At 78.7% G+C, this 2,146-nt stretch carries 2 protein-coding genes and 1 pseudogene; 2 read left to right on the top strand and 1 reads right to left on the bottom strand.

All coding sequences use genetic code 11. The features are described from left to right. A partial coding sequence (locus ACWEVO_RS35490) for a hypothetical protein (RefSeq protein ID WP_452311778.1) occupies positions 1–1,166 on the bottom strand: 1,166 nt, incomplete at its 3' end. Positions 1,167–1,311: 145 nt separating this feature from the next. Between ACWEVO_RS35490 and ACWEVO_RS35485 the strand changes: the two genes are divergently transcribed. Both ACWEVO_RS35485 and ACWEVO_RS35480 read left to right on the top strand, forming a co-directional pair. Continuing rightward, on the top strand, positions 1,312–1,986 hold the full coding sequence (locus ACWEVO_RS35485) for a glycosyltransferase family 2 protein (protein WP_452311777.1): 675 nt from the start codon (positions 1,312–1,314) through the stop codon (positions 1,984–1,986). Further along, positions 1,983–2,146, top strand: a pseudogene (locus ACWEVO_RS35480) (glycosyltransferase); the annotation flags it as partial. The gene ACWEVO_RS35485 and the pseudogene ACWEVO_RS35480, both read left to right, overlap by 4 nt.

Here is a 2,146-nt window from a genome sequence, read left to right as displayed (position 1 = left end):
CCCACTCCGGGCCCCGCCACCGCCGGGCAGCCCGGCGACCGCCAGGCGGCCCGGCCCGCGAGCGCCGTCCGGCGCAGCGCCGGCCCGAGCACCGGCCCGGCGGAGAGCAGCAGCGCCGCCAGATTGGCCCAGACCCAGTAGCCGTACGGGCGGTCGGCCGCCCAGCCCTGGTAGTAGCGCTCGACGACCCGCGCGTACCCCTCCCACCAGCGGAAGCCGGCCAGCACGAAGAGCGCGGTCACCACGGCGACGCCCGCCGTCCCGGCGAGCAGCACGGCCGGCCGGCGGTCCCGGCGCAGCGCCACCACGGCCAGCGCCAGCACGGCCACCAGCACGAACCCGTACGACAGGTACAGCGCGAAACCGAGCAGCAGCCCCCCGCCCAGCGCGGCGACCGGCCCGCGGACCGTCAGCAGGGCGAGCCCGGCGGCGACCACGCCGGTGAAGACGGCATCGCCGGAGGCGCCCAGCCAGACCGCGCCCGGCAGCAGCACCAGGAACGGCAGCACCGCCCGGGCGGCGTCGGCGGCCCCCAGCGCCCGCAGGGTCACCGGGACCGACACGGCGGCGGTCGCGCCGACCAGCACGCAGCACAGCGCCGCGGCGGTACCGCCGCCCAGCCCGACCCGGTCCAGCCAGACGAAGACCAGCAGCGCGCCCGGCGGGTGGCCGGCGGTGTGGGTGGACCACGAGTCGGGCTGGAAGTCCAGGATCCGGTCGGTGAAGGCGGCCAGCATCCGGGGGATGTCGACCACCCCGGGCACCTCGTGCAGGTACTCCGCCTGCGGGGTGAGCCGCCGGGTCAGCCCGGCCGACCACCCGTCCACCAGCGCCAGGGCCAGCGTCCAGGCGACCGCCGCCAGCCAGCCGGCGGCCAGCAGCGGCCCCCACCGGGCCGTCCGCGCCCAGCGCAGCCCGGGCCCCAGCACGGCGGCGGCGACCAGCACCGCCGGCGCGGTCCCCCAGCCGAGGTGCGGGCGCCAGGTGGCGTAGAGCGGGGCGGCGTCCGCGTGCAGGCCCACGCCCCGCCGGTTCAGCACCAGCCCGACCACGACCGCGGCGGCAAGCAGCGCCGCCTCGACCGCCAGCACGAGCAGGTCGCCCCGGTCCCGGGACGCGGCCCGGCCCGGCGCGGGGTTCCGGCTCAAGGTGGGTGCGGGTCTCATGACGACCGGACGGTACGGGGTGCCCGCGCGCCGCGCCGGGCGAACCGGCGACACGTCACCGGACGGTAAGAAATCCCTGCTCGGTAAGGGTTCCGTAAGCACGATCGGGGCCCCTGCGGGGGCGGGCCCGCCTAGCGTCGACGGCATGCCGACACAGATCGACGTGGTGCTGCCGTGCCTGGACGAGGCCGCCGCGCTGCCGGGTGTGCTGGCCGCGCTGCCGCCCGGCTACCGGGCCCTCGTGGTGGACAACGGCTCCCGGGACGGCTCACCCGAGGTGGCCGCCCGGCACGGCGCCCGGGTGGTACGGGAGCCACGCCGGGGCTACGGGGCGGCCGTGCACACCGGGATCGAGCACGCCGAGACCGAGCTGGTCTGCGTCCTCGACGCCGACGGCTCCTTCGATCCCGCCGAGCTGCCCGCCCTGGTCGCCCCGGTGGCGGCCGGCACCGCCGACCTGTCCGTGGGCCGGCGCCGGCCGGTACGCGCCGGGGTCTGGCCGTGGCACGCCCGGGCCGGCACCGCGCTGGTCGCCGCGCTGCTGCGGCAGCGGGGGGTGCCGTTGCGGGACCTCAGCCCGATCCGGGTGGCCCGCCGGGAGGCGCTGCTCGCCCTCGGGGTCACCGACCGGGCCTTCGGCTACCCCCTGGAGCTGATGATCCGGGCCGCCGCGGCCGGTTGGCGGATCCACGAGCGGGACGTCGCGTACGCGCCGCGCGCCGCCGGCACCCGGTCCAAGGTCTCCGGCTCTGTACGCGGCACCCTGCGGGCCACCCGCGACTTCGTCGCCGTGCTGCGCCAGGTGGAGGGGCGGCGATGACCGTCCTGCTGGTGATGGCCAAGGCGCCCGTGGCGGGGGCGGTGAAGACCCGGCTCTGCCCGCCGGCGACCGCGGCGCAGGCGGCCCGGATCGCCGCCGCCGCGCTGCGCGACACCCTGGACGCCGTCGCCGCCACCCCCGGCGTCATCCCGGCGCTGGC

It is taken from the genome of Micromonospora sp. NPDC003776, assembly GCF_053605645.1.
Note: the sequence above shows the minus strand (reverse complement) of the source record. Positions and strands in the feature narration are given on the sequence as shown.